Annotated in this window: 20 protein-coding genes; 14 read left to right on the top strand and 6 right to left on the bottom strand. The window is 72.7% G+C overall.

Features of this window, described 5'->3' with window-relative positions; genetic code table 11:
• Positions 1–42: 42 nt before the first annotated feature.
• The 3 genes from ACFXKZ_RS16430 (at position 43) to ACFXKZ_RS16420 (ending at position 3,302) form a co-directional block, all read left to right on the top strand.
• Positions 43–567, top strand: coding sequence for a GNAT family N-acetyltransferase (locus ACFXKZ_RS16430; protein WP_380000876.1), 525 nt, complete (start codon positions 43–45; stop codon positions 565–567).
• 103 nt (positions 568–670) lie between these two features.
• Positions 671–1,672: a ketopantoate reductase family protein gene (locus ACFXKZ_RS16425; RefSeq protein ID WP_380000874.1), complete on the top strand. Its 1,002-nt coding sequence runs from the start codon at positions 671–673 to the stop codon at positions 1,670–1,672.
• A gap of 280 nt (positions 1,673–1,952) precedes the next feature.
• Positions 1,953–3,302, top strand: coding sequence for an SDR family NAD(P)-dependent oxidoreductase (locus ACFXKZ_RS16420; RefSeq protein WP_380000872.1), 1,350 nt, complete (start codon positions 1,953–1,955; stop codon positions 3,300–3,302).
• A 160-nt stretch (positions 3,303–3,462) separates the two neighbouring features.
• Here ACFXKZ_RS16420 and ACFXKZ_RS16415 read toward each other — a convergent pair whose 3' ends face one another.
• A complete protein-coding gene (locus ACFXKZ_RS16415) occupies positions 3,463–4,071 on the bottom strand; it encodes a PadR family transcriptional regulator (protein WP_380000870.1) in 609 nt (202 codons plus the stop codon).
• Between the two features lie 157 nt (positions 4,072–4,228).
• On the opposite strand from ACFXKZ_RS16415, the gene ACFXKZ_RS16410 reads away from it, so the two are divergent.
• The 4 genes from ACFXKZ_RS16410 (at position 4,229) to ACFXKZ_RS16395 (ending at position 6,900) form a co-directional block, all read left to right on the top strand.
• Complete coding sequence (locus tag ACFXKZ_RS16410) at positions 4,229–4,897, top strand: class I SAM-dependent methyltransferase (RefSeq protein ID WP_380000868.1); 669 nt, start codon at positions 4,229–4,231, stop codon at positions 4,895–4,897.
• A 259-nt stretch (positions 4,898–5,156) separates the two neighbouring features.
• Entirely contained in the window at positions 5,157–5,480 is a 324-nt protein-coding gene (locus ACFXKZ_RS16405) for a hypothetical protein (RefSeq protein ID WP_380000866.1), read from the top strand.
• 43 nt (positions 5,481–5,523) lie between these two features.
• Positions 5,524–5,955 (top strand): proteasome activator, encoded by a 432-nt coding sequence (locus tag ACFXKZ_RS16400; RefSeq protein ID WP_380000864.1) that lies wholly within the window; start codon positions 5,524–5,526, stop codon positions 5,953–5,955.
• 81 nt (positions 5,956–6,036) lie between these two features.
• Positions 6,037–6,900 (top strand): thioesterase family protein, encoded by an 864-nt coding sequence (locus ACFXKZ_RS16395; protein WP_380000862.1) that lies wholly within the window; start codon positions 6,037–6,039, stop codon positions 6,898–6,900.
• 38 nt (positions 6,901–6,938) lie between these two features.
• On the opposite strand, the gene ACFXKZ_RS16390 is transcribed toward ACFXKZ_RS16395, so the two are convergent.
• Positions 6,939–7,817 carry an AIM24 family protein gene (locus ACFXKZ_RS16390; RefSeq protein ID WP_380000860.1) on the bottom strand — a complete coding sequence of 293 codons (879 nt, stop codon included), beginning with the start codon at positions 7,815–7,817 and terminating at the stop codon, positions 6,939–6,941.
• A gap of 328 nt (positions 7,818–8,145) precedes the next feature.
• Here ACFXKZ_RS16390 and ACFXKZ_RS16385 point away from each other — a divergent pair, with 328 nt between their 5' ends.
• Positions 8,146–9,078 (top strand): TIGR03620 family F420-dependent LLM class oxidoreductase, encoded by a 933-nt coding sequence (locus ACFXKZ_RS16385; protein ID WP_380000858.1) that lies wholly within the window; start codon positions 8,146–8,148, stop codon positions 9,076–9,078.
• Positions 9,079–9,133: 55 nt separating this feature from the next.
• On the opposite strand, the gene ACFXKZ_RS16380 is transcribed toward ACFXKZ_RS16385, so the two are convergent.
• Together ACFXKZ_RS16380 and ACFXKZ_RS16375 are read right to left on the bottom strand one after the other, a co-directional pair.
• Positions 9,134–10,189 (bottom strand): aminotransferase class V-fold PLP-dependent enzyme, encoded by a 1,056-nt coding sequence (locus ACFXKZ_RS16380; protein WP_380000856.1) that lies wholly within the window; start codon positions 10,187–10,189, stop codon positions 9,134–9,136.
• Positions 10,190–10,348: 159 nt separating this feature from the next.
• Positions 10,349–10,843 (bottom strand): hypothetical protein, encoded by a 495-nt coding sequence (locus tag ACFXKZ_RS16375; protein WP_380000854.1) that lies wholly within the window; start codon positions 10,841–10,843, stop codon positions 10,349–10,351.
• Between the two features lie 257 nt (positions 10,844–11,100).
• Between ACFXKZ_RS16375 and ACFXKZ_RS16370 the strand changes: the two genes are divergently transcribed.
• From ACFXKZ_RS16370 to ACFXKZ_RS16360, 3 genes are all read left to right on the top strand, one after another.
• The gene (locus ACFXKZ_RS16370; RefSeq protein WP_380000852.1) at positions 11,101–12,582 is read left to right on the top strand and encodes an MFS transporter; all 1,482 of its coding nucleotides are present in this window, start codon (positions 11,101–11,103) and stop codon (positions 12,580–12,582) included.
• A gap of 158 nt (positions 12,583–12,740) precedes the next feature.
• Positions 12,741–13,634 (top strand): ABC transporter ATP-binding protein, encoded by an 894-nt coding sequence (locus tag ACFXKZ_RS16365; protein ID WP_380000850.1) that lies wholly within the window; start codon positions 12,741–12,743, stop codon positions 13,632–13,634.
• Positions 13,635–13,636: 2 nt separating this feature from the next.
• On the top strand, positions 13,637–16,183 hold the full coding sequence (locus ACFXKZ_RS16360; protein WP_380000847.1) for an FtsX-like permease family protein: 2,547 nt from the start codon (positions 13,637–13,639) through the stop codon (positions 16,181–16,183).
• Between the two features lie 547 nt (positions 16,184–16,730).
• Here ACFXKZ_RS16360 and ACFXKZ_RS16355 read toward each other — a convergent pair.
• The gene (locus ACFXKZ_RS16355) at positions 16,731–17,405 is read right to left on the bottom strand and encodes a response regulator (RefSeq protein WP_380000845.1); all 675 of its coding nucleotides are present in this window, start codon (positions 17,403–17,405) and stop codon (positions 16,731–16,733) included.
• Positions 17,402–18,787, bottom strand: coding sequence for a sensor histidine kinase (locus ACFXKZ_RS16350; RefSeq protein WP_380000842.1), 1,386 nt, complete (start codon positions 18,785–18,787; stop codon positions 17,402–17,404). Before ACFXKZ_RS16350 ends, ACFXKZ_RS16355 begins: the two co-directional genes overlap by 4 nt.
• Positions 18,788–19,104: 317 nt before the next feature.
• On the opposite strand from ACFXKZ_RS16350, the gene ACFXKZ_RS16345 reads away from it, so the two are divergent.
• The 3 genes from ACFXKZ_RS16345 to ACFXKZ_RS16335 are packed head-to-tail and all read left to right on the top strand — an operon-like array spanning position 19,105 to position 23,117.
• The gene (locus ACFXKZ_RS16345; RefSeq protein WP_380000840.1) at positions 19,105–19,731 is read left to right on the top strand and encodes a hypothetical protein; all 627 of its coding nucleotides are present in this window, start codon (positions 19,105–19,107) and stop codon (positions 19,729–19,731) included.
• Positions 19,732–19,790: 59 nt separating this feature from the next.
• The gene (locus ACFXKZ_RS16340; RefSeq protein ID WP_380000838.1) at positions 19,791–20,570 is read left to right on the top strand and encodes an ABC transporter ATP-binding protein; all 780 of its coding nucleotides are present in this window, start codon (positions 19,791–19,793) and stop codon (positions 20,568–20,570) included.
• 6 nt (positions 20,571–20,576) lie between these two features.
• Positions 20,577–23,117, top strand: a complete 2,541-nt coding sequence (locus ACFXKZ_RS16335; RefSeq protein ID WP_380000836.1) for an FtsX-like permease family protein — start codon at positions 20,577–20,579, stop codon at positions 23,115–23,117.
• Positions 23,118–23,381 lie beyond the last annotated feature (264 nt).

The following is a 23,381-nucleotide window of genomic DNA, read 5'->3' as shown; positions in this document are numbered from 1 at the left end:
CAAATCACTCCGTGGCGCCCTCGTGGTGTCACCCTGCCGCACATGGACGTGTCGTACTTCTACGGAACAGCGGGCGAAATCGACGCCGCGAGTCTGTACCGGCTGCTCACGCTGCGCAGCCGGGTCTTCGTGGTCGCACGCCGGCAGCCCTGGCTCGATCCCGACGGCCGCGACATCGAGCCCGGGACCGCGCACCTGTGGGCGGAAGCGGACGGCGTGGTGGTGTCCACGCTGCGACTGACCGAGGAGGGGGACGGCCTGTTGCGGATGGGCCGCGTCTGTACGCTCCTGTCCCATCGACGCCAGGGGCACGCGACGGTATTGGTTCGGCACGCCCTGGTCCTGGCCGGTCCGCGACCGGTGATCGCCGACGTGTACGCGCGCAGCGCCGACTGGTTCACCCGGCGCGGCTTCGAGCCGCGCGGCGGGCGCACGGTGGTGGAGGGCGAGGCGCACACCTCGATCCAGCACGTGCCGGCGGCCCGGCGCGCGGCGGCGGTACAGGCCGGCGGGAGCGGGGCCGGGCAGCGCGGCGGCGGGTACGTGCCGGCCTGGGCGTCGACCTGAGCCGAGGCCGGCTTCGGGAGACCGGAAAACCGGCGGCCGCGGCGGCCCCACGGCGCGGCCTCGACGTGTTTGGATGGGTCCTCGCGTCGGGGAGGGATCGGCCATGCGATTTGTGGTTCTGGGGGCCGGAGCGATCGGCAGCGTCCTCGGCGCCCGCCTCGCCCGGGCGGGGCACGACGTGCACCTGGTCGGTCGGCGGGCGCACGTCGACACGATTCGCGCCCACGGCCTGCGGGTCCGCACGCCCGACGGCGAGGACGTGGTCCGCCTCGACGCGGTGACCACGATCGCGGCCCTCGCGGCGCGGCCGATCTGGTCCGAGGTGGACGCGGTCGTGTTGTGCGTCAAGTCGCAGGACACCGCCGGCACGCTGCGCGAGCTGGCCCGACACGCCGAGCCGGAGCTGCCGATCCTGTGCGCCCAAAACGGTGTGGCCAACGAGGACACCGCGCTGCGCCTGTTCGCCAACGTGTACGGCGTGCTGGTCGCCTGCCCGACCGCGTATCTGGAACCGGGCGTGGTGCACGCCTACTCCGCGCCGGTGACCGGGGTGCTGGACATCGGGCGGTATCCGCACGGTCGGGACGCCTTCGCGGCCCAGGTGTCACGTGTCCTGTCCGGCGCCGGATACGGCTCCGAGGTGTACGCGGACATCACCGCGTACAAGTACGGCAAACTCGTCACCAACCTCGGCAATGCGGTCGAGGCGCTGTGCGGCCCGAACGCGCGCGGTGGGAATCTGGACCGGCTGGCCATGGACGAGGCCCGCACGGTGCTCTTCTCGGCCGAGATCCACGCCGAGTTCGCCCCGGTCAGCCCGCTCGTCCAAGTGCGCCCGGTGGGCGGCGAGCGGCGGCCCGGCGGCTCGTCCTGGCAGAGCCTGTACCGCCGCACCGGCGGCATCGAGACCGACTACCTCAACGGCGAGATCGTGCGCCTCGGCCGACTGCACGGGGTGCCGACACCGGTCAACGCCGAACTCCAGCGGGCGGCCAATCACCTGGTGGTGTCGGGGGGCGAGCCCGGCTCGGTGTCCGAATTGGAACTGCTGCGAGCGGTGGTGGACGGGAGGGGGCCGGGCCCGGGGCATCGAGAGGCGGACTGAGCGACCGGGCCGGGCGGGTCGGGCGCGGCCGACCCGTGGCATGTCCGCCGGGGAAAAACCGGTGACCCCCGGCGCGTGGGATCGCTAGCCTGACGGTCCGTCGGCGGTGTGCCGACGTGCCGACCGGTGTCTCGGGCGGCGCCGTGCCCACGACGCGTGCGCGAAGGAGTGAGCCCATGGGAGAGCAGCCGACACCTTCGCCCGCCGTCCCCCTGGCGGCCGGCTCCGAGCCATAGGGCCGGTCGCCGGAGCCACCGCAATGCCCTCGGGGGACCCCATCATGACCGACGCGGACACACTGCCCACCACCCCGTCCCTCGAGGATTGCCTCGCCGTGCTCGGCGCGCTGTCCGACCTCGCGCCGGACGCCCCGGAGCGGCGCGCGATCGAGCGGGCCCTGGCCTCCTTCAACCGCTCGGGCCGCCATCGTCGCCGCGCGGAGCAGCGCGAACTGCGTACCCGGGAGCGGACCGAGGTGACCGAGCGAACCGCGCTCGGCGCCGCCGACCGGGTCGAGGACGTCGCCCTGGACGACACCGGGCTGCCCACCTGCGTCGGCGTGGTCGAGAGGGGCCTGCGCTGCTACATCTGCAAGCAGCCCTATCGACGCGTCGACGGCTTCTACCACCGGCTGTGCCCGTCGTGCGCCGCGGAGAACCGGGAGCGCCGACACGCGCGCACCGACCTGAGCGGCCGGCTGGCGCTGGTCACCGGCGGGCGGGTGAAGGTCGGCCACGAACTGGTGCTCAAACTGCTGCGCGACGGCGCGGAGGTGATCGTCACCTCCCGGTTCCCGCACGACACGCGTCGACGATTCGCCGCCGCGCCCGACCACGACCGCTGGGCGCACCGGCTGCGGGTGCACGCGATCGACCTGCGCGATCTGGGCGGGCTCGTCGCGTGGTGCGATCGCCTGGTGGCCGAGGGGCGCCCCCTGGACATCCTGGTCAACAACGCCGCGCAGACGATCCGTCGACCCGCGTCGGCGTACGGGCCGCTGCTCGCAGCCGAGCGGGCGGCGTTGGGCGCGGGCGCGTTCGTCCCCCGGTTCGAGCTCGGCGCGGCGCCGGGGGCGCTCGTGCCCGGGTACGAGCCGGGGTCGGATCCCGTTTTGGTGGACCCGGCCGGGCTGATCCCGGACCGCGCCCCGGCCAACTCCTGGTCCAAGCAGGTGGACGAGGTGGATCCGGTGGAACTGCTCGAGGTGCAGCTCGTCAATGTGACCGCGCCGTTCGTGCTGGTGGGTCGGCTGTTGCCGCTACTGCGCGCGGCCCCGGCCGAGCGGCGCTACATCGTCAACGTGTCGGCGGTGGAGGGCCAGTTCGGGCGCGCGTACAAGTCGCCCGGGCACCCGCACACCAACATGGCCAAGGCCGCGCTGAACATGCTCACCCGCACCAGCGCCGAGGAACTCGCCGCGCAGGGCGTGTACATGACGAGCGTCGACACGGGGTGGATCACCGACGAGAAGCCGGCCCCGGACAAGGAGCGGGTCGCCGCGGCCGGGTTCCGCACGCCCCTGGACATCGTGGACGGCGCGGCCCGGGTGTACGACCCGATCGTGCGCGGGGAGCGGGGGCAGGCGCCGTTCGGCTGCTTCCTCAAGGATTATCGAGTCGCGCCCTGGTGATTCGGGTCACCCCGGTGATCGTTCACCGAGCCGGGTGTAGTGCCCCGCAGCGCGCCGCGGCGGTCGGTCGTGACCGCCGGGACGCGCTGCGGGGGATCGCCGGGATCGGCGATCGGGGCCGGGCGCCGGGGGCGGCGCCCGGTGGTTCGGGCGGCCGACATCAGTCGGCTTCGGCCAGGATCAGGTAGAGCCGCTTGCGGGTGTCGGTGATCACTTCGAGTGCCTTGGCCCGCTGGGCCTCGGTGCCGTTGGACATCAACTGGCGCAGTGCGTCGCCGATGCCGTGCATGGCCGAGCGCATGTCGTGGACGGCCTCGAAGTCGACGCCCTGGCTGGCCTCGTCCCACGGCTTGGAGTCCTCGGGCAGGGCGGCGGCCTCCTGGCGGCCGGCGTCGGTCAGCGTGAACAGCTTGCGGCCGCTGCCCTCGACGCCCTCGATCACGCCCTCGTCCTCGAGGAGCTGCAGGGTCGGGTAGACCGAGCCGGGGCTGGGCTTCCACACGCCGCCGGTGCGTTCGCCGATCTCCTGGATCATTTCGTAGCCGTGCATCGGCCGTTCGGTGAGCAGGGCCAGGATCGAGGCCCGCACGTCGCCGCGGCGGGCACGACCGCCGCGCCCGCGGCCTCGCCCGCGCCCCTCCGGTCCGCCACGCCCACCGTGACCGTGCCCGCGCCCCCACGGGCCCTGGGGCGGCGGGCCCCACGATCCGAAGGCCGGGCGGTTGTGCTCTTCGTCGCCCCAACGGGAGCGTCCTTTGTTGCGGTGCATGAGTTTTTCTCCTTGATTCGACGCGGATGATCCGATGGTCCTCCGCGATCTTGTGAACGTATCGCGATCGTTCGCGATGGCTCAACGATATATCGGTACTGCTCGTTACGCAAGCATGGACCGCGGGCCGGTCGTCCGCTCTCGTAGAGTCGCCGGCGTGACCGAGCCCTCCTACCTCGCCGCCGTCCGGGAGTCGTACGACACCGTCGCCGCCGACTACGCCGAACGGGTCAAGAGCCCGGCCGACCTGGATCCGTTGTCCCGCGCGATGCTCACCACGTTCGCCGAGATCGTGCGCACGGCCGACCGCGGGCCGGTCGCGGACCTGGGCTGCGGGCCAGGCAAGGTCACGGCGCATCTGGCGGACCTGGGGGTGCCCGTATTCGGCATCGACCTGTCCCCGAAGATGATCGATCTGGCCCGGCGGGCCCACCCGAGCCTGCGCTTCACCGTGGGCTCGATGACCGCGCTCGCGATCCGGGACGACGAACTCGGCGGCATCCTGGCCTACTACTCCACGCACCACACGCCGCCGGAGCTGTTGCCCGTCGTGTTCGCCGAATTCCATCGCACGCTCGCACCCGGCGGCTCCGTGATGGTGGCCGGCCACGTGGGAGACGGTGTGCGTCTGCGACCGACGCGGGCATATGGCGGCCATCCGGTGTCGTACGAGTCCCACCTGCAACCGCCGGATCGCATCGTCGCGCTCCTGGAGCAGGCCGGCCTCGTCGTCACCTCGCGACTGCTGCAGGAACCGGACGAAGGAACGACCAGGACGATCGCCACCCTTTTGGCCCACAAACCCGAACCGTCCTCGCTGCCATAGGGTGATTGGGGCGGGGGATTCGGGGCAGGACGCTGCGGCGGTGGGGAATCGAGTCCGTTGTGCGCGAGGGGAACTTCGCCCGGGTGTCGGGCGTCCTTCGAAGGCATGGGTTCGTCGTGATCGATCCGCGCGGCGAGCCTTCGCAGGTTCTCCACGGAATCCGCACGAGCCGGGCGCACAAGACGCGTTGGGCGAGCCTCGCTTACGGGTAGATTTCGGTTGATTGCTCTTGGTGAGCGGCTGACGTGGGGAGAGGGCTGTGTGGACCTGGTTGGCGGTGGGGTCGGCCGCATACCTCGCGTTCCTCGCGTGCGTGATCGTGGTGCTGCGCGCGGCCAAGGCCCGCGCGCGGGCGGAACGGGCGGTGGACGCCCGGGAGTTCGGGTCACCCTCGCCGTCGCCGCCCGCGGTGGAGCGGGCGGGGCCGGCTGCGGATGGTCGGCCGGCGGAGGCTTCCGTCGAGGACGAGGCGGCGCGGGCGCACCCGGACCCGGAGCCGGGCGAGTCCGGCGAGCCGGTGCGGGGATGTGTACCCGGGCCGGTGGCACCGCCGAATCCGCCCACGTCTCGGTTGCGGGGCTGAGGTCGAGCCGTTTCCCCCGACCCGCTCGGGGTAGGGGCGGCGCATGGTCGACCCGACGCCCGCCGCCGCGCCCGATGACGAGGACCGACGTCCGCTGGGCGAACTGGTGCCAGCACCCGATCGGGTGATGCGCATCGCCGAGATGGTTCGCCGACTCATGGAGGAGCTGCGCGACGCGCCGCTGGACGAACCGGGGCGCGGCCGGGTCCGGGCGGTCTACGAACGTTCGTTGCCCGAGCTGCGCCGTTCGCTCGCGCCCGACCTGTACGCCGAACTGGAACGCCTCGCCGCGCCGTTCGCCGGCCCGGACGCCCCGAGCATGGCCGAACTGCGGATCGTGCACGCGCAGTTGGTCGGCTGGCTGGAAGGGTTGTGGGGCGGCATCCGGCTGACCCTGACGATGGGGCCCGGAGGCGGCGAGATCGGCCCGCTGCGGCCGGTTTCGGACGACGGTGACGACGGCTCGTATCTGTGACGGTTGCCTGACTGTGTCAAGCTGATGGTGGGTCAGCCGAGTGCTGACGATACGTCAGCCGAGCACCGTGGAGTGGCCACCATGACCGAGCAGGCAGCCGCCGAGACCGCGCCGACCCCGGAGGACGGGACGCGCTACGAACTCGACCGGGACACCACGTGTGTGGCCCGCCCGGACGCCCCAGGCGCCTTCGACACCACACTCTCCGCGGACTGGGCGTTCGGCATGGGCGTCAACGGCGGCTACCTGCTCGCCCTCGCCGCCCGCGCGCTCGGCACGAGCCTGCCGCAACCGGATCCGTTCACGATCACCGCCCACTACCTGACGGCCTCGCGCCCCGGACCGGCACAGGTGCACACCGAGGTGCTGCGCGCGGGACGCACGCTGGCCACCGGCACCGCGCGGATCGTCCAGGACGGCGAGACCCGGGTACACGTGACCGGCACCTACGGCGACCTCGCCGCGCTGGATCCCGAGGTGCGCACCAGCGCCCGGCCGCCGGAGTTCCCCTCGTTGGCCGAGTGCGCGGCGGGCGGCGCCCTCCCGGCCGCGTTCCGACGCAACGCCTTCATGCACCGCAGCGAGCAGTTGCTCGATCCCGCGACGGTGCGCTGGGCGGCCGGCGAGCCGTCCGGGCGCGGCGAGATCCGGGCCTGGTGGCGCCTGGCCGACGGGCGCGACCCGGATCCGCTCGCGCTGCTGCTCGCGGTCGACTCGCTCGCGCCGACCGCGTTCGACCTGGGCCTGCGGGGTTGGGTGCCCACGGTGGAGTTGACCGTGCATGTGCGGGCCAGGCCGGTGCCGGGGTGGTTGCGGGTGTCGTTGCGCACGCGCAACCTGGCCGGCGGCTTCCTGGAGGAGGACGGCGAGGTGTGGGACGCGGCGGGGCGACTGGTCGCCCAGTCCCGGCAGTTGGCCCGGGCGCCGCGGCAGCGGGAAGTGTAGGTCCGGTCCGGCGCGGGGGTCCGGATGCCCCGCCTCGGTCAGCGCGGCGGTCCGTACGGTCCCGGTGGGCCGTAGGGTCCCTGTGGGCCGGGCGGACCGTACTGGCCGGGCGGGGGGCCGTACGGGCCCGGTTGTTGCGGCGGCGGGGGCGCGGTGCCGTGCGGGCCGCCGGGGCCGGCCCAGTTGTTGTTCTGGAAGCCGTCCCGCCCCATGCCGAAGTAGCGGTTGCCGTCCGTCGCGGTCAGGTTCGCGGGCAGGATCTCGCTGGGCTGCACCACCACGTAGCCCTCGCCCATGAAGGCCATCGTCCAGCCCTCGCCGGTCTGCCGACGGCGCCGCCAGATGCGCTGGGACGTGGTCTGCGCCTGGAGGCTGGTCTGCAGGCCGGCGGTCCACGCGATCACCGCGTCGGCGTCCGCGAACACCTCACGATCGTGCGAGGCGCGCAGCACGAGCGGTGCGCCGGAGGTGGTGATCACGATTTTGCCGGTGCCGCCGATCTGCATCGAATACGCGCCCATGCCGCCGACGTTGTAGGCGGCGTCGATCTGGATCACGCTCCAGTTGAGCGTGCCGTCCAGGGCCAGCACGTTCTCGTCCTCGACGATCAGCGCCTCGTTGTTCAGGTTCAGGATGTGGATGCTCTGCGCCTGGTTGGCGAGGTAGACCGTGCCGTGCCCGTGGCAGCGCATCAGGTCGAGCATGTCGCCGGTGAGCGCGCCGGTGCGCAGTTCGGCGGCGGTCTGGAAGGCGCCCTCGAACTGCACATTGCCCTGGTAGGCCACCATCGCGCCCTTGCGGGCCAGCACCTCCGTGCCGACCTCCGGGGCCAGCAGGACCCGGAGCATGTGCGCACTCTGCAGGCTGTAGCGCTCTGCGGACTGGCTCACCGTGTGGTTGAACAGCGGACTCTGCACGAGGTCTCCGACGGATCCGGCAACGGCGTTGGCGTGGTGGATGTGGCGGGCGTGGTGGGTCGACGGCGCGGGCGGGCGGCCGAACCGGTGAACGCCCGTTCACAGCACAGGACTCATGATTCCCCGTCGACGGTTCCGGCGGAAACCAAGGGCTGTCCATGTCGGGTGGCGGGGTGTGGGAAAGGGTCTCTGTTACAGCGTTACAGTGCGCCGGTACAGTGCGGTGGCGCGGCGTCGCGTCGTGTCGCGGCGCCGCGTCGGGGCCTCGCGACGCAGGCCGCGTCGTGTTGGTGCCGCCTCTTCGTTCCACGACCTCTCGGGGGTTCCCATGACCACGCCATCGCCCGGTGTACCGGCCGCGCATCGACCCGTTCCGGAGCTGGGGCGGATCGGCCTGTGGACCGCCGCGCTCGACCACATGCCGGTGTCGCGACTGCGCGAGACGGTGGCCGAACTCGACGAACTCGGCTACGGCACGCTGTGGTGGGGCGAGGCGGTGGGCCGCGAGGCGTTCACGCAGGCGCTGCTCGTGCTCGGCGCCGCGCCCCGGATCGCCGCCGCGACGGGGATCGCGAACGTCTGGGCGCGGGACGCGATGGCGGCGAACGCGGCGGCGCGGACCGTCGACGACGCGTACCCGGGTCGGTTCCTGACCGGGCTCGGGATCAGCCACGACGGCCTGGTCGAGGGCCTGCGGCCGGGCGGGCGCCGATACGAGAAGCCGCTGGCACACCTGCGCGAGTACCTGGACGCGATGGACTCCGCCCTGTACCTGGCGGCCGGCGCCGACACCCCGCGTCCGGCGCGGGTGCTGGCCGCGCTCGGACCGCGCATGCTCGACCTCGCGCGCGAGCGGGCCGAGGGCGCGCACACGTACCTGGTCACCCCCGAGCACACTGCGAAGGCGCGCGCGGCACTGGGCCCGGACCGCCTGCTCGCGGTGGAACAGGCGGTGGTGCTCTCCGACGATCGGGAAACCGTGCTGCGCCGCGCCCGCAGCCACCTGGGCATGTATCTGACCCTGCCGAACTACCGCCGCAACCTGCTGCGCCTGGGCCTGACCGAGGCCGACTTCGAGGCCGGCGGCAGCGCGCGGCTGATCGACCGCCTGATCCTGTCCGGGTCGGAATCCGCCGTCGAGGAAGGTGTCCGGGCCCACGTCGCGGCCGGCGCCGACCACGTGTGCCTGCAGGTACTCGGCGACACCCTGGGGGAGGCCCCGACCGCGGACTGGCGGCGGTTGGCGGCGGCGCTGATCTGAAGGCAGGCGGGTGGGCCGGGCCGGGACCGCGGTCGGTGCCCGGCCCACCCGTCGGTCACGCGGTGAGCGCGCGAATCGCGTCGTCCACCTCGGCCTCGGTGTTGTACACGTGGAACGCCAACCGGGTACGGCCCGCGCGGGCGGAGAAGCGGATGCCGGCGGCGGTCAGCCGGGCCTGGGCGTCGGATTGCTCGATGGCCACGATCGCACTGTCCCCGGCGGGCAGGCCCAGGTCGGTCAGGAACCGGTTGGCCAGGGCGACGTTGTGGGCCCGGATGTGCTCGACGCCGATCCGCTCGACCACCTCGAGCGCGGGCGCGGCGCCCACCTGGCAGAACCAGGCCGGCGAGGTGTCGAAGCGGCGGGCGCCGGCGGCCAGGCGCAGCGGCGGGCCGTAGTAGGGATCCCCGTCGGGCGAGCCCGCGTACCAGTTGGCGGCGTGCGCGAGGGTGCGCTCGGTCAGGTCCGGGTCCACGTAGCCGTACGCCGCGCCGCGCGGGGTCATCAGCCACTTGTACGCGCTGACCACGAACAGGTCGTAGCGGGTCACGTCCACAGGCAGCCAGCCGCACGCCTGCGTGCCGTCCACGTAGACGCGCGCGCCGTATGCGCGGGCCGCCGCGACGATGTCCGCCTCGGGGGCGATCGTTCCGTCGGCGGACTGGACCAGGCTGAACGCGACCGCCGTGGTGCGCTCGTCGATCGACTCGACCAGCTTGGACACCGGCACGGTGACCACCTCGACGCCCCGCGCCTCCTGGACCAGCCACGGGAAGAGGTTGGAGGTGAACTCCACCTCGGGCACCACCAGTCGCCCGCCGACGGGCAGGCCGGCGGCGAACGGGGCGAGCAGGGCCGAGGTGGTGCCGCTCGCCATGATCGTCGCGGCCGGCGCGCCCACGAGGCGCCCGAAGGTCGCCCGGGCCCGCTCGCCGGCCGCGTGGAACTCGTCCATGTCGGTGCGACCCAGGCGCCACGACTCCTGGGCCAGGGTCATCGCCTCGTATGCGACGTCCGGCGGTAGACCGTGACTCGCGGTGTTGAGCCAACCGGGCTCCGCACTCCACCGTGCGTGCCCGCGGATCGGATTCTGGTCCGGGTTCGAGTCCATACGTTCGAGGCTAGGCGGCGAGCGGATCGCCGGGACAGGGCCAATGAGAGCCGAGTGGCCTGACTTTTGCGCGGTCCGCGCGACTCGACGGCGTGTGGGCGGGCCACCCGGCGAGGTGGCCCGCCGTGTGGCCTGTCGGGGTGCGGGCGGGTGGGCCGCCTACGTCGCCGCGCCCTCCGCCGCCGGGTTGCCGTCCGTCCGGGCGGCGAGCCAGTCGGGCCACGGGACCGGGGGATTGGGCAGGGGAGTGATGTCGCGTTCGGCGCACAGGCGTTCGAAGCCCTCGCGATCGGCGGGGACCGCCCTCGGGTCGCCGCACATGATCTCGTACAACGTCGCGCCCTCGGGACCGGCGATCAACGGGCCGAACGCGGCGCCCTGTTCGAGGGTGATGTGGGTGCCCGCGGGGCAGGGGCGGTCGCCGATCAGGACCTCGCCCGCCAGGACGAAGACGTAGTGCTCGGACATGTGGCCGTGGCGTTCGACCACGACCCCGGCGTCGTAGCGGGCGTAGATGACCAGGCGCTCGGGGGACCACTCCAGGAATTTCTCCCAGACCGACGTGCGCCGTCCGCCGTGCGACTGGGCCTTGACCTCGTGCCACGGGGTCTCGGAGATGTGGGTGATGCGCAGTTCCGGTTCTCGATCCGTCACGGGGTTGCCTTCCCAGAAGGTGACGATGCGTCAGATCGATCTTGGCATACGACGCGATGCCGAGCTTTGCCCACTATTTGGCCGATTTCGGTGCTTCGAGCGGCAAATACTTACGGGGAATTTACCCCCGGGTCTCTTTTCCCGGTGTCCTCATGTCGGATCGGGCGCATACAGTCGGTTGATACACCCAACCAAAAACCCCCGCCGCGGGCCGTCGTGTGATCCAGCCGGTGCCCCGTACATGTAAGGAACCAGCTTTGAAGAGCGCGCAGCAGGCGCCGGCCGCCACTGTCCCGCCCACCGCCCCCAAAACCCCGACCGCCTCCGATGCCCCCGGCACCGACCGAGGGGGGATGAACCGGACCGGATTCGTCCTGCTCGTCCTGATCATGGGCGCGCTCACCTACTCGCTGCTCCAGTCGATGCTGGCGCCGGCTCTTCCGCAGATCCAGACCGAGATCGGCGCGAGCGCGGACGCGACCTCGTGGCTGATGACCGGCTACCTGCTGTGCGCGTCGGTGACCACGCCCATCCTCGGGCGGCTCGGCGACATGTACGGCAAGAAGCGCCTGTTCGTGTTCACCATCGGGATGCTCGCGGTCGGCTCGCTGGTCTGCGCGCTCGCCGACTCCGTCGGGCTGATGATCATCGGTCGGGTGATCCAGGGCTTCGGCGGCGCGGTTTTCCCGCTGTCCTTCGGCATCGTGCGCGACGAGTTCCCGCCGGAGCGCCGGGCCGGTGCGATCGGGCTGATGTCGGCGATCATGGGTATCGGCGGCGGCATAGGCATCGTGGTGACCGGGCCGATCATGGACCACCTGTCCTACCACTGGCTGTTCTGGATTCCGATGGTCACCTGCCTGGTCACCGCGGTCGCGTCGTGGTTCCTGATTCCCGAATCGCCGATCCGGGTCAAGGCGAGAATCCACTGGCTCGGCGGCGCACTGATGTCGCTCGGACTGGTCGGCGTGATGCTCGCGCTGAGCAAGGGCGAGTCGTGGGGCTGGGGTTCGGTGAACACGATCGGGCTGTTCGTGGCCGGATTCGTCTTCCTCGGGCTGTGGGTGTTCGCCGAGTCGCGCGCCGCGGAACCGCTCGTGGACATGCGGGTGATGCGACTGCGCGGGGTGTGGGCGACCAACCTCGGCGGACTGCTCGTCGGCTTCTCGATGATGGCGGGGATGCTCCTCGTACCGCGCTTTCTGCAGATGCCGGAGAGCACCGGATACGGCTTCGGCACGACCGTGACCGTATCCGGGCTGTACGTGCTGCCGCAGGCGTTCGCGATGTTGCTGATCGGGCCGATGGCGGGCGTGATCGACAAGCGCTTCGGGTCCAGGCTCGCGATGGTGGCCGGGTGTGTGCTGATGGCCGCCGGGTTCGTCTTCCTGGCGACGCTGCACACCAGCGGATGGCACATCCTGGTGGCGATGTTCGTGTTCGGCATCGGCATCGGGCTCGCCATGTCGGCGATGGCCAACCTGATCGTCGGCGCCGTGCCGGTCGAGCAGACCGGCATCGCCACCGGCATCAACACCATCGCCCGCACCGTCGGCATGTCCTGCGCCAGCGCGATTTCCACCACGCTGCTCACCGCCAACCCCGGTCCGGGCGGGCTGCCCGCCGAACGCGGCTTCGTACTGACCTTCGTCTGCGCGGCCGGCGCCGCGATCGTCGCACTCGGCGTCACCTTCGTGGTGCCCAGCCGGGCCAAGCCGGGCGCCCGTCCCGTCGCCTGACCGACGCGCCCTCGCCCCGAACCTCGGGGGTGGTGCTGACACCACCCCCGATTCGCGTGGTCGCCCCATCGTGCCCGACCCCTCGCGATCCGTAGCTTCGAACCGTTGGTTTCGACAGCGGTACCGGGCAGCGAGCGGTACAGGACACGGGAGGCAGCATGTTCGGGCGAGGCGGTCGTGGGACTCGGCAGGCGAAGCGGGATGCCGAGTACCCCCCGCAGCACGGGTCGCCCGTGTCGATGGGCAGCGAGTCGCCCGTGCCGGTGGGGTCGCCGGTGTCGATGGGGTCGCCCGTGCCGACGGACAGCGCGGTGCGGCTGGAGGCGGTGGCCAAGGCCTACGGGCGCGGCAGTTCGGCCGTGCACGCACTGCGCGGTATCGATCTGGTCATCCCCCGGGGCACCTTCACCGCGGTGATGGGCCCCTCCGGTTCCGGGAAGAGCACGTTCCTGCACTGCGCCGCCGGCCTGGACCGGCCGGACTCCGGGCGGGTCCTGCTCGGCACCGACGACCTGACCGCGATGAAGGAGAACCAGCTCACCCGGCTGCGCCGGACCCGGCTCGGCTTCGTGTTCCAGGCGTTCAACCTGCTGCCGTCGCTGACCGTGGAGAAGAACGTACTGCTCCCGCTGCGCCTCGCGGGGCAGCGGCCGGAACGCGGCCGGGCCGCCGAGGTGTTGGCGATGGTCGGCCTGGACCGGCACACCCGGCGGCGGCCCGCGCAGCTGTCCGGCGGCCAGCAGCAGCGGGTGGCGATCGCTCGCGCGCTGGTCACCCGGCCCGACGTGCTGTTCGCCGACGAGCCGACCGGCGCGCTCGACACCACGACCGCCGCCGAGGTGCTGGCGCTGCTGCGCCGGGCCGTCGACGACACCGGCGCCACCGTCGTGATGGTCACCCACGACCCGGTCGCCGCCTCCTACGCGGACCGGGTCGTCTTCCTGGCCGAGGGCAACCTCGCCGGGGAGCTGTACCGGCCCACCCCCGAGGCGATCGCGGCCCGGATGGTGGACCTGTCCCAGGGCAACACGCGGCAGCGACAGGCGGCCTGATCATGTCGCTGCCACGACCCAACGGTCTCGCGCGCACCTCCGTGCGCTTTCGGCCCGCGTCCTTCGCGGGCTCCTTCGTGGCGCTGGTGTTCGCCGCGATGCTGGTCACCATGTGCGGCGTGCTCCTGGAGAGCGGGGTCCGCGCGCACTCCACGCCCGAACGGTACGCCGACACGCCGGTCCTGGTCACCGGGCCCGCCAAGGTGAGCAAACAACTGGGCAAGGGCGAGGGCAAGTACACCGAGTCCGCGCCGCTGCCCGAGCGCACCCGGATCGACGCCGGGCTCGCCGGTCGGATCGCCGCCGTGCCGGGGGTGCGTGGGGTGATTCCCGACGTGACCTTCCCGGCGCAGACGGGGCGCGCCGTGGTGGACGGGCACGGCTGGTCCTCGGCGACGCTGGCGGGTACCCGCGAGGGCGCCGCGCCGGGCGCCGGGGAGGTCGTGCTGACGAGCGCGGCGGCCGGTGCGTCCGGTGGCGCCGCCAAGGTCGGCGACACCGTGTCGCTGACCACGCCCGGCGGTGAGGTCGCGCTGCGGGTGAGCGCGGTGGTGCCGGGGCGGGGCGCGCACTTGTACGTGTCCGACGTCGACGCGCAGCGGCTGGCCGGGCATCCCGGCACGGTCACCGCGATCGGCGTACTGACCGCCGCCGGCGCGGACCCGGGCGCGGTGGCCCGCGACGTCCGCGCCGCGGTGGCCGGCACCGACGTCAAGGTGTCCACGGGGGACGGCCGCGGCGCGGCCGAGTACATCGAGTTCGGCGACACCCAGGAGATGCTGACCTCGATCGGCGGCACCCTCGGCGGCATCGTGCTCCTGGTGGCGGTCTTCGTGGTCGCCGGGGCCACCGCACTGTCCGTGGGTCAGCGCCGGCGCGACATCGCGCTGCTGCGCGCGGTCGGGGCCACGCCGTGGCAGATCCGGCGGATGATCGCCACCGAGACCGGCCTGGTGGCGCTCGCGGCGGGCGTGGTCGGGGTGCTGCCCGGCACGCTCCTTGCCCGCTGGTGGTTCGGCGCGATGGACAGCCGGGGCCTGATCGCGCACGGCGTCACCGTGTCGGTGAGCTGGATCCCGATGGTGGTGGCGGTCGGGGCGGGCGCGCTGACCGCGCTGGGCGCGGGACTGCTCGCGGCCCGACGCAGCGCGAAGATCAAGCCGACCGAGGCGCTGGGCGACGCGGCCTCCGAGCGGGTGTTCGTCGGCTGGTTCCGGCTGCTGCTCGGACTCGGCACGCTCGGCGGCGCGATCGCGGTGACCCGGATCGCGCTGCGCGCGACCGGTGAGGACGCGGTCGCCGCGTCCGGCGGCGTGATCATGCTGTTCATGGTCGCGATCGGGCTGCTCGGGCCGATCCTGGCGCACGTACTGGTCTCGGTGATCGGCTGGTTCGGGAGCCGGTTCGGCGCCATGGGGCAACTCGCGTTCGACAACGCCCGGGCCAACTCGCGGCGCCTGGCGTCGGCGATCACCCCGATCACCCTGGCCGTCGCCTTCGCGGCCACGCTGACCTTCATGTTCGCGGCCGAGGACCACCACGCGAGCGTGCAGTCCCGGGACGCGGTCACCGCCGATCGGGTCCTGGCCGGGCCGGGCTTCGTGCCGCAGACCACCCAGCGGGTGGCCGCCGCGCCCGGCGTCGCGTCGGTGACGTCGGTGCTGAACACCTCCGTGGTGGTCGTGCGCGACGGCGGTCTCCAGAAGGAGAGCGCCCAGGCCGTCGGCGGCACCACGCGGGACCTGGCGACCACCCTGGACCTCGGGGTGCGCGAGGGCAGCACCGACGCGTTGCGGGCCGGTGCGCCGCAACCCGAGGGCGGGGCCATCGCGTTGGACCGGCAGTTGGCGTCGGCGCTGCACGGCAAGGTGGGCAGGCCGGTGTCGTTGTGGCTGGGCGACGGTACGCCGATCACGCCGGTCCTGGTGGCGATCTACGACCGTGGCCTGGGTACCGCGGCGGCGACCCTGCCGCGCGCCGCGGTGGAGCGGCACGTGGAGACGCCGTGGGACGCGCGGCTCCTGGTGCGGTTCGCCCCCGGCGCCGACGTACGGGCCGCGGACGCCGCGCTGACCGGGTTGACCCGGGAACACCCGGGGACGTCGGTCGACGACCGGGAGGGCTACGCGGCCCGGATGGACAAGGACCGCGAGGTGAACAAGTGGCTGAACTACATCATGCTGGTCATCCTCGCGGGGTTCGCGACGATCGCGGCGATCAACACGATGGTGGTCACGACGGCGGCCCGCAGTCGGGAACTGGGCCTGATGCGGATGATCGGCAGCACCCACGGCCAGGTCCGTGCAGTGATCCGGCGTGAGGCGATCCTGGTCGGGGTGATCGGCCTGGGCCTGGGCCTGTCGGTGGCGATGGCCAGCCTGGTGCCGTTCAACAAGGGCGCGTTCGACACCACGACCCCCTACATCCCGCTCCCCCTGTGCCTGGCCATCAGCGCGGCAGCCCTACTCCTGGCTCCCCTGACCGTAGCCCCGGTAACCCGCAGACTCCTACGAGTCACCCCCATCGACGCGGTAGGCGCAAAGGAATAACCCACCGAAGCCCGGAAGGGCGAGGCGGCGGCCCCAAGCCCCCACCTCGCCCTTCCGGTCGTACCCCCACCCCACCAAACACCCCACCCACCCACACACTTACGCCCCACGCCCTACCCACCCGCACCGCCTACCCGCCCACCCGCAGGCTTGATTGTCCGCCCGCTCATCCGGCTGCTTGCGTGCTCGCCGGCCCACCTGCTTGCCCGCCCGTCTGCGGGCTTGCCTGCTTGCTTGGCCGCCCGCCGGCTTGCCTGTTCGCCGGCGCCCGCCTGTTCATCTGGCCGCTCGGCTGCCTGGGTGCCTGCTCGTCGGCACGCCGGCATGCCTGGCCGCTTGGCCGCTTGGCCGCTTGGCTGCCGGCTCGCCGGCTTGCCGCTTGCCTGGCCGCCTGCGCCTGCTCGCCGGTCCGCCCGTCGGTTCGCTCGCCGCCTGCGCCTGTTCGGCGGCTCGTCTCGCCCACCTGCTTGCGTGCTTGCCCGTTCGCGCGTTGGTGCTCTTGCGCGTCCGCCTGTGCGTGGTTGCCTGCTGTTCGGCTGGTGGGGGTTCAGGGGGTGCTGTGGCCCGGGGTTACCAGGGCGGTTTCGTAGGCGAAGACCACGAGTTGGGCTCTGTCGCGGACGGACAGTTTGGTCATTGCGCGGCTTACGTGGGTTTTGGCGGTGAGGGGGCTGAGGACCAGGCGTTCGGCGATCTCGTCGTTGGACAGGCCGCGGCCGACCAGGGCGACGATCTCCCGCTCGCGGTCGGTCAGCAGGGCGAGTTCGGCCACCGGCGCGGCGGTCGGCCGCAGTGCGCCGGCCGCGTATTCCTCGATCAGTCGGCGGGTCACGTTCGGCGACAGCAGCGCATCTCCCGCCGAGACCACCCGGACCCCGCGCAGCAGTTCGGCCGGTTCGGTGTCCTTGACCAGGAAGCCGCTCGCGCCGTTGCGAAGCGCCTCGAAGACGTACTCGTCGAGGTCGAATGTGGTCAGGATGACCACCCGCACGGCGGTGAGCGCCGGATCCGCCGCGATCAGCCGGGCCGCCTCCAAGCCGTCCATGCCCGGCATGCGGATGTCCATCAGCACCACGTCGGGGCGCAGTTCGCGGGTGAGCCGCAGCGCCTCGCCGCCCTCACCCGCCTCGCCGACGACCTCCATGTCGGGCTGTGCCGACAGCAGGGCCCGAAAACCCGCGCGCACCAGCGCCTGGTCGTCGGCCAGCACCAACCTGATCATGCGTCCCCCTCGTTGGGCTGTGCCGGACCGCCGGCGGTCGCCGCCGACTCGACCGGCGGATCCACGTCGCCATCATGCCCGTCGGCGCGCTCACCGTAGGGGAGGTGTGCCTGCACGTGGAAGCCGCGCCCCGGCACCGGCCCGGCCACGCAGCGCCCGCCGAGCGCGGCGGCCCGCTGGCGCATGCCGTGCAGACCGTTGCCGCCGGAGGTCAGTGCGTCGTCGTCGGCCGGCCGCGGCGCCCCGGCGGCGCCTCGGCCGTTGTCCCGGATGGTCAGATCCAGACCGGACTTCCCATAGCCGACCCGCACCACCGCCTCGCTCGCCGCGGCGTGCCGCAACGTGTTCGTCAGCGCCTCCTGGACGATCCGGTACGCGGCCAGATCCACCGCCGCGATCAACGGCCGCGTGGTGCCGGTGCGCTCGACCCGCACGGTCAGGCCGCCCGCCGAGGTGCGCGCGACCAGCTCGTCGAGCAAGTCCAGCCCCGCGGTGGGCGCGCGCGGGGCGCCGTCGGGGCCGGACCGGTCCACCGCGTCGCCCTTGAGAATCTCCAGCACCGAGCGCAGTTCGCCCAGCGCCTCGCGGCTGGCGTACTTGACCGCGGTCAGCGCCTCGCGCGCCTGCTCCGGGGACGAGTCCATCAACTCCAGGCCCACCGACGCCTGCACGTTCATCAGCGAGATGTGATGGGCCAGCACGTCGTGCAACTCACGGGCGATCCGCAGCCGTTCGTCACCCGCCCGGCGGCGCTCGGCCTCGGCCAACCCGAGCGACTGCACCCGGGCCCGCTGTTCCTCGGCGGCGAGGTAGGCGCGGCGCAGTCGCACAACCTCGCCGATGCCCGCGAGCACCAGCATCCACGCGGCGATACCCAGTGCGACTCCCGTGGCGGGTATCGACTCGGTGGTCACCAGCGGGGAGATCCAGACGAAACTCGTGTAGCCCACCGCGAGCACCACATACGCCAACAGACGCAGGCCGGCGGCGAAGGCGCCCCACAGCGCGATGATCATCGCGAAGAACAGCGGGCCGCGCGGATAGTCGAGCATCGTGTAGAGCAGCCCCGCGCCGACCGCCACCAGGAGTACCGCGGCCGGATACCGCCGGCGCACGATCAGCGCCAGCGGACCGAGCGCGACCAACAGCACGCCCCACACGTCCAGGCCCCGGGGGGCGTCCGACTGGTGTCGGGCCGCGAACACCATCGCGACCACCTGGATCGCACAGACCAGCAGCGCGAGCGCGACGTCGCGCACCGCGCGGGGGATCGGGCGCAGGGCGTGTGCGAGCCAGCGCGCTCCGGGGCCGGAGGCGCGCAGCCACGGCGGCCCGGGGCGAGAGCCCGGGTGCCGGGGCGAGAGGTTCGAGGGGCTCGTCATGTGATCAACGGTAGGGGGAGCCCGGGCCGCCGCGCGTCGGCTGAGCGTGGGCTTGTCGGATGCTCCCGAGGGAGCAGATCAAGCCGTGTGGACTGCTTCCCAGGGAGCAGGAAAGCACCGGCCGACCCGCCCTTCGACCTGCCGGCGCAGCAGGCCCGGTGCATCCCCCGGCTGGACGCCGGCCGCTCCGCGAAACGGAAGAGTTGAACCCGTCGCCGAGGCCGCGAATCCCACCGGATCCCACCCCTCGCCGGCACTGCCCGGGCCTACCCGCCCGACTGCGCGTCCCCAACCGTCAGCATGCCAGGAGGCTCACCGTGAACGCGTCCCCGACCACCGGGAGCAGGCGCTACTCGAAGTCCGTCCGTCGAGGCGTCAACTCCGCGCACGTCGTCTTCGCCGTCGGGCTCCTGGGCATCGAGTGGGTGATGCTGGCGATCGCGGTCGTGGGCCGTACGACCGACGACCGCGCCCTCCAACACAGCGCCTATCGGCTCATGCGCGTCTTCGTCTTCACCGGCGGCATACCGTTCGCCGTGCTCGCGCTGGTCACCGGCGTGCTGTTGTGCCTGAACACGCCGTGGGGCCTGTGGCGCCACCTGTGGATCAAGGTCAAGATCGTGCTGCTCATCGCGGTGATCGTGGCCGGAGCGGGCGTGATCAGCCAGTTCGCGCACCGGATGATCGCGTACAGCGCCCCCGACGCAAACGCGGACGCGCTGCCGCCGCTGCAGACCTGGCACATCGTCCTGGTGGTCTTCCAGGTGGTCGCGCTGATCGTCGCCACGGCGCTGTCCGTCTTCAAGCCGTCCGGCGATCGATCCCGCGGCCGGTCCGCGCCGCGTCGACGCCCCGGCGGTGCCGAGGACGCGACCGCCGCCGCGGATCGATCCGGCCCGACCTCCGCCTCCATTCCCACACGCCGGCGCGTGGCCGCCGGTTGATCCGCGCCGCGCGCCACCCGTTCCTTCCCGTCCACCCGCAATTCCTCGCGAGGATCGTCATGACCACGAACATCGACCCCACCGTCCCCGACGCGGCCCGCGCCGTGCGCGTGTCCCGCGTACACGGCGAGGGGGATACCACCGTGCGCGCCTTGGACGACGTCACCATCGGCTTCCCCCGCGGCAGATTCACCGCCGTGATGGGTCCCTCGGGATCCGGGAAGTCCACGCTGCTGCACTGCCTGGCAGGCCTCGACACCGTCACCGACGGCGCGGTCTACCTGGGCGACACCGAACTCGGCTCGTTGAGCGACCGACAGCTCACCCGGCTGCGCCGGGACCGGATCGGCTTCGTCTTCCAGGCGTTCAACCTGCTGCCGACCATGACCGCCCTGGAGAACATCGTGCTTCCCGCCTCGCTCGCCGGGCGCAGGTCCGACCCGGCCTGGCTGGATCGGGTGGTGGCCGCGGTCGGATTGGAGCAGCGGTTGCAGCACCGACCCGGCGAGTTGTCGGGTGGCCAGCAGCAGCGCGTCGCGGTGGCCCGGGCGCTCGTCGGCCGGCCGGAGATCGTGATGGCGGACGAGCCGACCGGCAACCTCGACTCGCGGGCCGGCGCCGAGGTGCTGGCGCTGCTGCGCAACGCCGTGGACGAACTCGGACAGACCGTGCTGATGGTCACCCACGACCCGGTCGCGGCGGGCTATGCGGACGGCGTGGTGTTCCTGGCCGACGGTCGCATAGCGGACCACATGGAGGCGCCCACGCCGGACCGGGTGCTGGACCGGATGAAGGCGTTCGATCGAGTCGCCGCCGGTGTCGGCGTTCGAGGGGAGTGACGTCCGATGCTGATCCGTCTCTCGCTCGCCAACCTGTGGGCCCGCAAACGCCGGCTCGTGGGACTGTCCCTCGCGGTGCTGCTCGGCACCGCGTTCCTCTCCGGCGCGCTCGTGCTCGCCGACACCATGAGCTCGTCCATCGGCGGGCTGATCCGCGACAGCGGCGCCGGTACCGATGTGGTGGTGCGCAACGCGACCGCGGTCACCGACCGGCCCGGCAGCCAGCGCGGCGGCATCGACGCGGCACTGGTGGACCGGGTCCGGGCGGTGCCGGGCGTTGCCGCCGCCGAGCCGGTCATCCAGGGCTACGGCCAGGTGGTCGGCAAGGACGGCAAGGCGCTCACCGGCAACGGCCCCCGGACGGCGGGCAATTGGGTGCCGGATCCGGCCCTGACGCCCTACCGGCTGGCCACCGGTCGCGCCCCCGCCAAGCCCGACGAGGTGGTGATCGACCGGGCCACCGCCAAGCAGGGACACCTCGCCCCCGGCGACCGGGTCACCGTGCTGACCCCGGGGCCGGTCCCGGTCACGATCGTCGGCGTCGCCACGTTCGGCGACGAGGACGCCTTCGGCGGCGGCTCGTACACCGCCTTCGACCTCGAGGGCGCGCGCCGGTACGTGCAGCGCGATCCGGGCAAGGTCGGCACGATCGCCGTGCGGGCCGTGGCCGGCACCGACCAGAAGGAGTTGGCCGCGCGGATCCAGCGGGCGCTGCCCGCCGATACCCAGGCACTGCCCGGCAAGGCGGCCACAGGGGAGGCGGTCGACGCCGTCGAGGACGGCTTTCTGAAGGTCTTCCGCACCTTCCTGACCGTGTTCGCGGCGATCGCGCTGGTGGTCGCGGCCTTCTCGATCAACCACACATTCTCCGTGGTGGCCGCGCAGCGCACCCGCGAGGTCGCGCTGATGCGGGCGTTGGGCGCGAGTCGCGGGCAGGTGTTGCGGCAGGCGCTGATCGAGGCGTTGCTGATCGGTGTGGTGGCGTCCGCCGCCGGACTGGCCGCCGGGCTCGGACTGGCCGCCGGGCTGAAGGAGTTGTTCGCCTCGATCGGCTTCACGCTGCCCGCTCGGGGGTTGGTGTTCAAGGCGGCCACGGCGCTGACCGTATTGCCGGTGGGCATCCTGGTGACGGCGTTCGCGGCGCTGGTACCGGCCGTGCGCGGGTCGCGGGTGGCGCCGGTGACGGCGCTGCGCGGTGCCGGCGCCGAGCAGGCGCGGTTGCCGCGGCGTCGGCTCGTCACGGGACTGGCGCTGCTCGCGGCCGGGCTGGGCATGGGCATTGTCGGCGGTGGCATGGTGGGCCTGGCCGTCGCGGCGCCGGCGGTGCTCGCGGGGGTCCTGCTGGTCGCCCCGGCGGGCATCCGGGCCGCGGGTGGGCCGCTGACCGCTCTGCTGCCGCGACTGCGCGGTGCGCCCGGTGCGTTGGCGCGGGGCAATCTGCTGCGCAGCCCGCGTCGGACCGCCGGTGCGGCGACGGCGATGTTGCTCGGGATCGCGATCGTGACGGTGTTCGCGGTGTTCGCGGCCTCGCTCAAGGAGGGCTCCGGGGCGGAGACCCGCAAGGTGGTGGCCGGGCAACTGGTGATCGGGGGCTCCTCGCCCGCCGGCTGGGCCGGTGGCGGACACAGCCCCGAACTCACCAGCCGGACGGCGCAGATACCGGGCGTCGAGGCGGTGAGCGGGCTGCGCAACGCGACCTCGCTCGTGGACGGGCACAGCCGGCAGATGCTCGCCGTCGACTCGGCCCGGCTGGACCGGCTGTTCAACCTCGACGTGACCGGCGGGCGGGTGACGGCACTGGGCCCGGCCGGGATGGCCGTGTCGAAGAGCGCCGCGAAGGATCGCGGCTGGGTGCTCGGCTCGACGACCGAGATCACCTTTCCCGACGGCGCCCGGCAGCGCTTCACGGTGACGGGCCTGTACGAACGCACGGCGATCGTCGGCGACTATCTGATCGATCGCACCGCGTGGGATTCGCACGCGGACGCGGCCCTGGATGCGGCGACGGTGCTGCGGCTGGCGCCGGGTGTGGCCACGGGGACGGTCAAGGCCGAGGTGCAGCGCATCGCCAAGGACTACGGCGCGCCCCCGGTGCGGGATCGGGAGGGGTTCGTGGCGGCCCGGGCGGAGATGTTGCAGACGCTGGTCGCGGTGGTCTACGTGCTCCTTGCGCTGGCGCTGCTGATTGCGCTGGGCGGGATCGCCAACACACTGTCGCTGGCGGCCCACGAACGCACCCGTGAACTGGGCCTGTTGCGCGCGATCGGGGCGGCCCGGGCCCAGGTGCGGTCGGCGCTGCGCTGGGAGTCGACGCTCGTGGCGGTGATCGGAGCCGCGGCCGGGCTCGTGGTCGGGCTGTTCCTGGGGTGGGTGGCGATTCGCGCGATCGGCGGCGCGAACACGGGGGCGGCGCTGCCGTTCGCGGTGCCCTCGGTGCAGTTGGCGGTGCTGGTCGTGGTGGGCGCGGTCGGCGGATTGGTGGCCGGAGCGCGCCCCGCGGCGCGCGCTGCGCGGCTGCCGGTGCTCCGCTCGATCGCGGCCGAGTAGACCCTGGCCTCAACCGCCGGCCGGGCTGGGAAGTGTCGGCCGGCGGTTGGGTTTCTGTTCGGCTTTGGCCTCAGGCGCCGGCCGGGTAGTCCAGCCGGCGCCGGAGCCGCCTCGCGCACCGTCGCCACCTCGGCGCATTCCTCGTTCGGCACACGCCGGTGGGCACCCGGCGGCCCGGCCGGGCGCAACGCCTCCGCCCCGCCGTCCGCCCCATGCGATGCCACACCGACACCGCCTGCGGCGACACACCCGACCTGCGCGCCA

It is taken from the genome of Embleya sp. NPDC059237 (genome assembly GCF_042754105.1).
Taxonomy (GTDB): domain Bacteria; phylum Actinomycetota; class Actinomycetes; order Streptomycetales; family Streptomycetaceae; genus Embleya.
The sequence above is the reverse complement of the archived record's forward strand: the minus strand, read 5'-3'. Positions and strand labels throughout refer to the sequence as shown.

Excerpts from the sequence above, each read along its gene's own strand:
- ACFXKZ_RS16430 (WP_380000876.1), top strand. The coding sequence starts at position 43 with ATGGACGTGTCGTACTTCTACGGAACAGCGGGCGAAATCGACGCCGCG.
- ACFXKZ_RS16425 (WP_380000874.1), top strand. The coding sequence starts at position 671 with ATGCGATTTGTGGTTCTGGGGGCCGGAGCGATCGGCAGCGTCCTCGGC.
- ACFXKZ_RS16420 (WP_380000872.1), top strand. The coding sequence starts at position 1,953 with ATGACCGACGCGGACACACTGCCCACCACCCCGTCCCTCGAGGATTGC.
- ACFXKZ_RS16415 (WP_380000870.1), bottom strand. The coding sequence starts at position 4,071 with ATGCACCGCAACAAAGGACGCTCCCGTTGGGGCGACGAAGAGCACAAC.
- ACFXKZ_RS16400 (WP_380000864.1), top strand. The coding sequence starts at position 5,524 with ATGGTCGACCCGACGCCCGCCGCCGCGCCCGATGACGAGGACCGACGT.
- ACFXKZ_RS16395 (WP_380000862.1), top strand. The coding sequence starts at position 6,037 with ATGACCGAGCAGGCAGCCGCCGAGACCGCGCCGACCCCGGAGGACGGG.
- ACFXKZ_RS16385 (WP_380000858.1), top strand. The coding sequence starts at position 8,146 with ATGACCACGCCATCGCCCGGTGTACCGGCCGCGCATCGACCCGTTCCG.
- ACFXKZ_RS16380 (WP_380000856.1), bottom strand. The coding sequence starts at position 10,189 with ATGGACTCGAACCCGGACCAGAATCCGATCCGCGGGCACGCACGGTGG.
- ACFXKZ_RS16365 (WP_380000850.1), top strand. The coding sequence starts at position 12,741 with ATGTTCGGGCGAGGCGGTCGTGGGACTCGGCAGGCGAAGCGGGATGCC.
- ACFXKZ_RS16360 (WP_380000847.1), top strand. The coding sequence starts at position 13,637 with ATGTCGCTGCCACGACCCAACGGTCTCGCGCGCACCTCCGTGCGCTTT.
- ACFXKZ_RS16355 (WP_380000845.1), bottom strand. The coding sequence starts at position 17,405 with ATGATCAGGTTGGTGCTGGCCGACGACCAGGCGCTGGTGCGCGCGGGT.
- ACFXKZ_RS16350 (WP_380000842.1), bottom strand. The coding sequence starts at position 18,787 with ATGACGAGCCCCTCGAACCTCTCGCCCCGGCACCCGGGCTCTCGCCCC.
- ACFXKZ_RS16340 (WP_380000838.1), top strand. The coding sequence starts at position 19,791 with ATGACCACGAACATCGACCCCACCGTCCCCGACGCGGCCCGCGCCGTG.
- ACFXKZ_RS16335 (WP_380000836.1), top strand. The coding sequence starts at position 20,577 with ATGCTGATCCGTCTCTCGCTCGCCAACCTGTGGGCCCGCAAACGCCGG.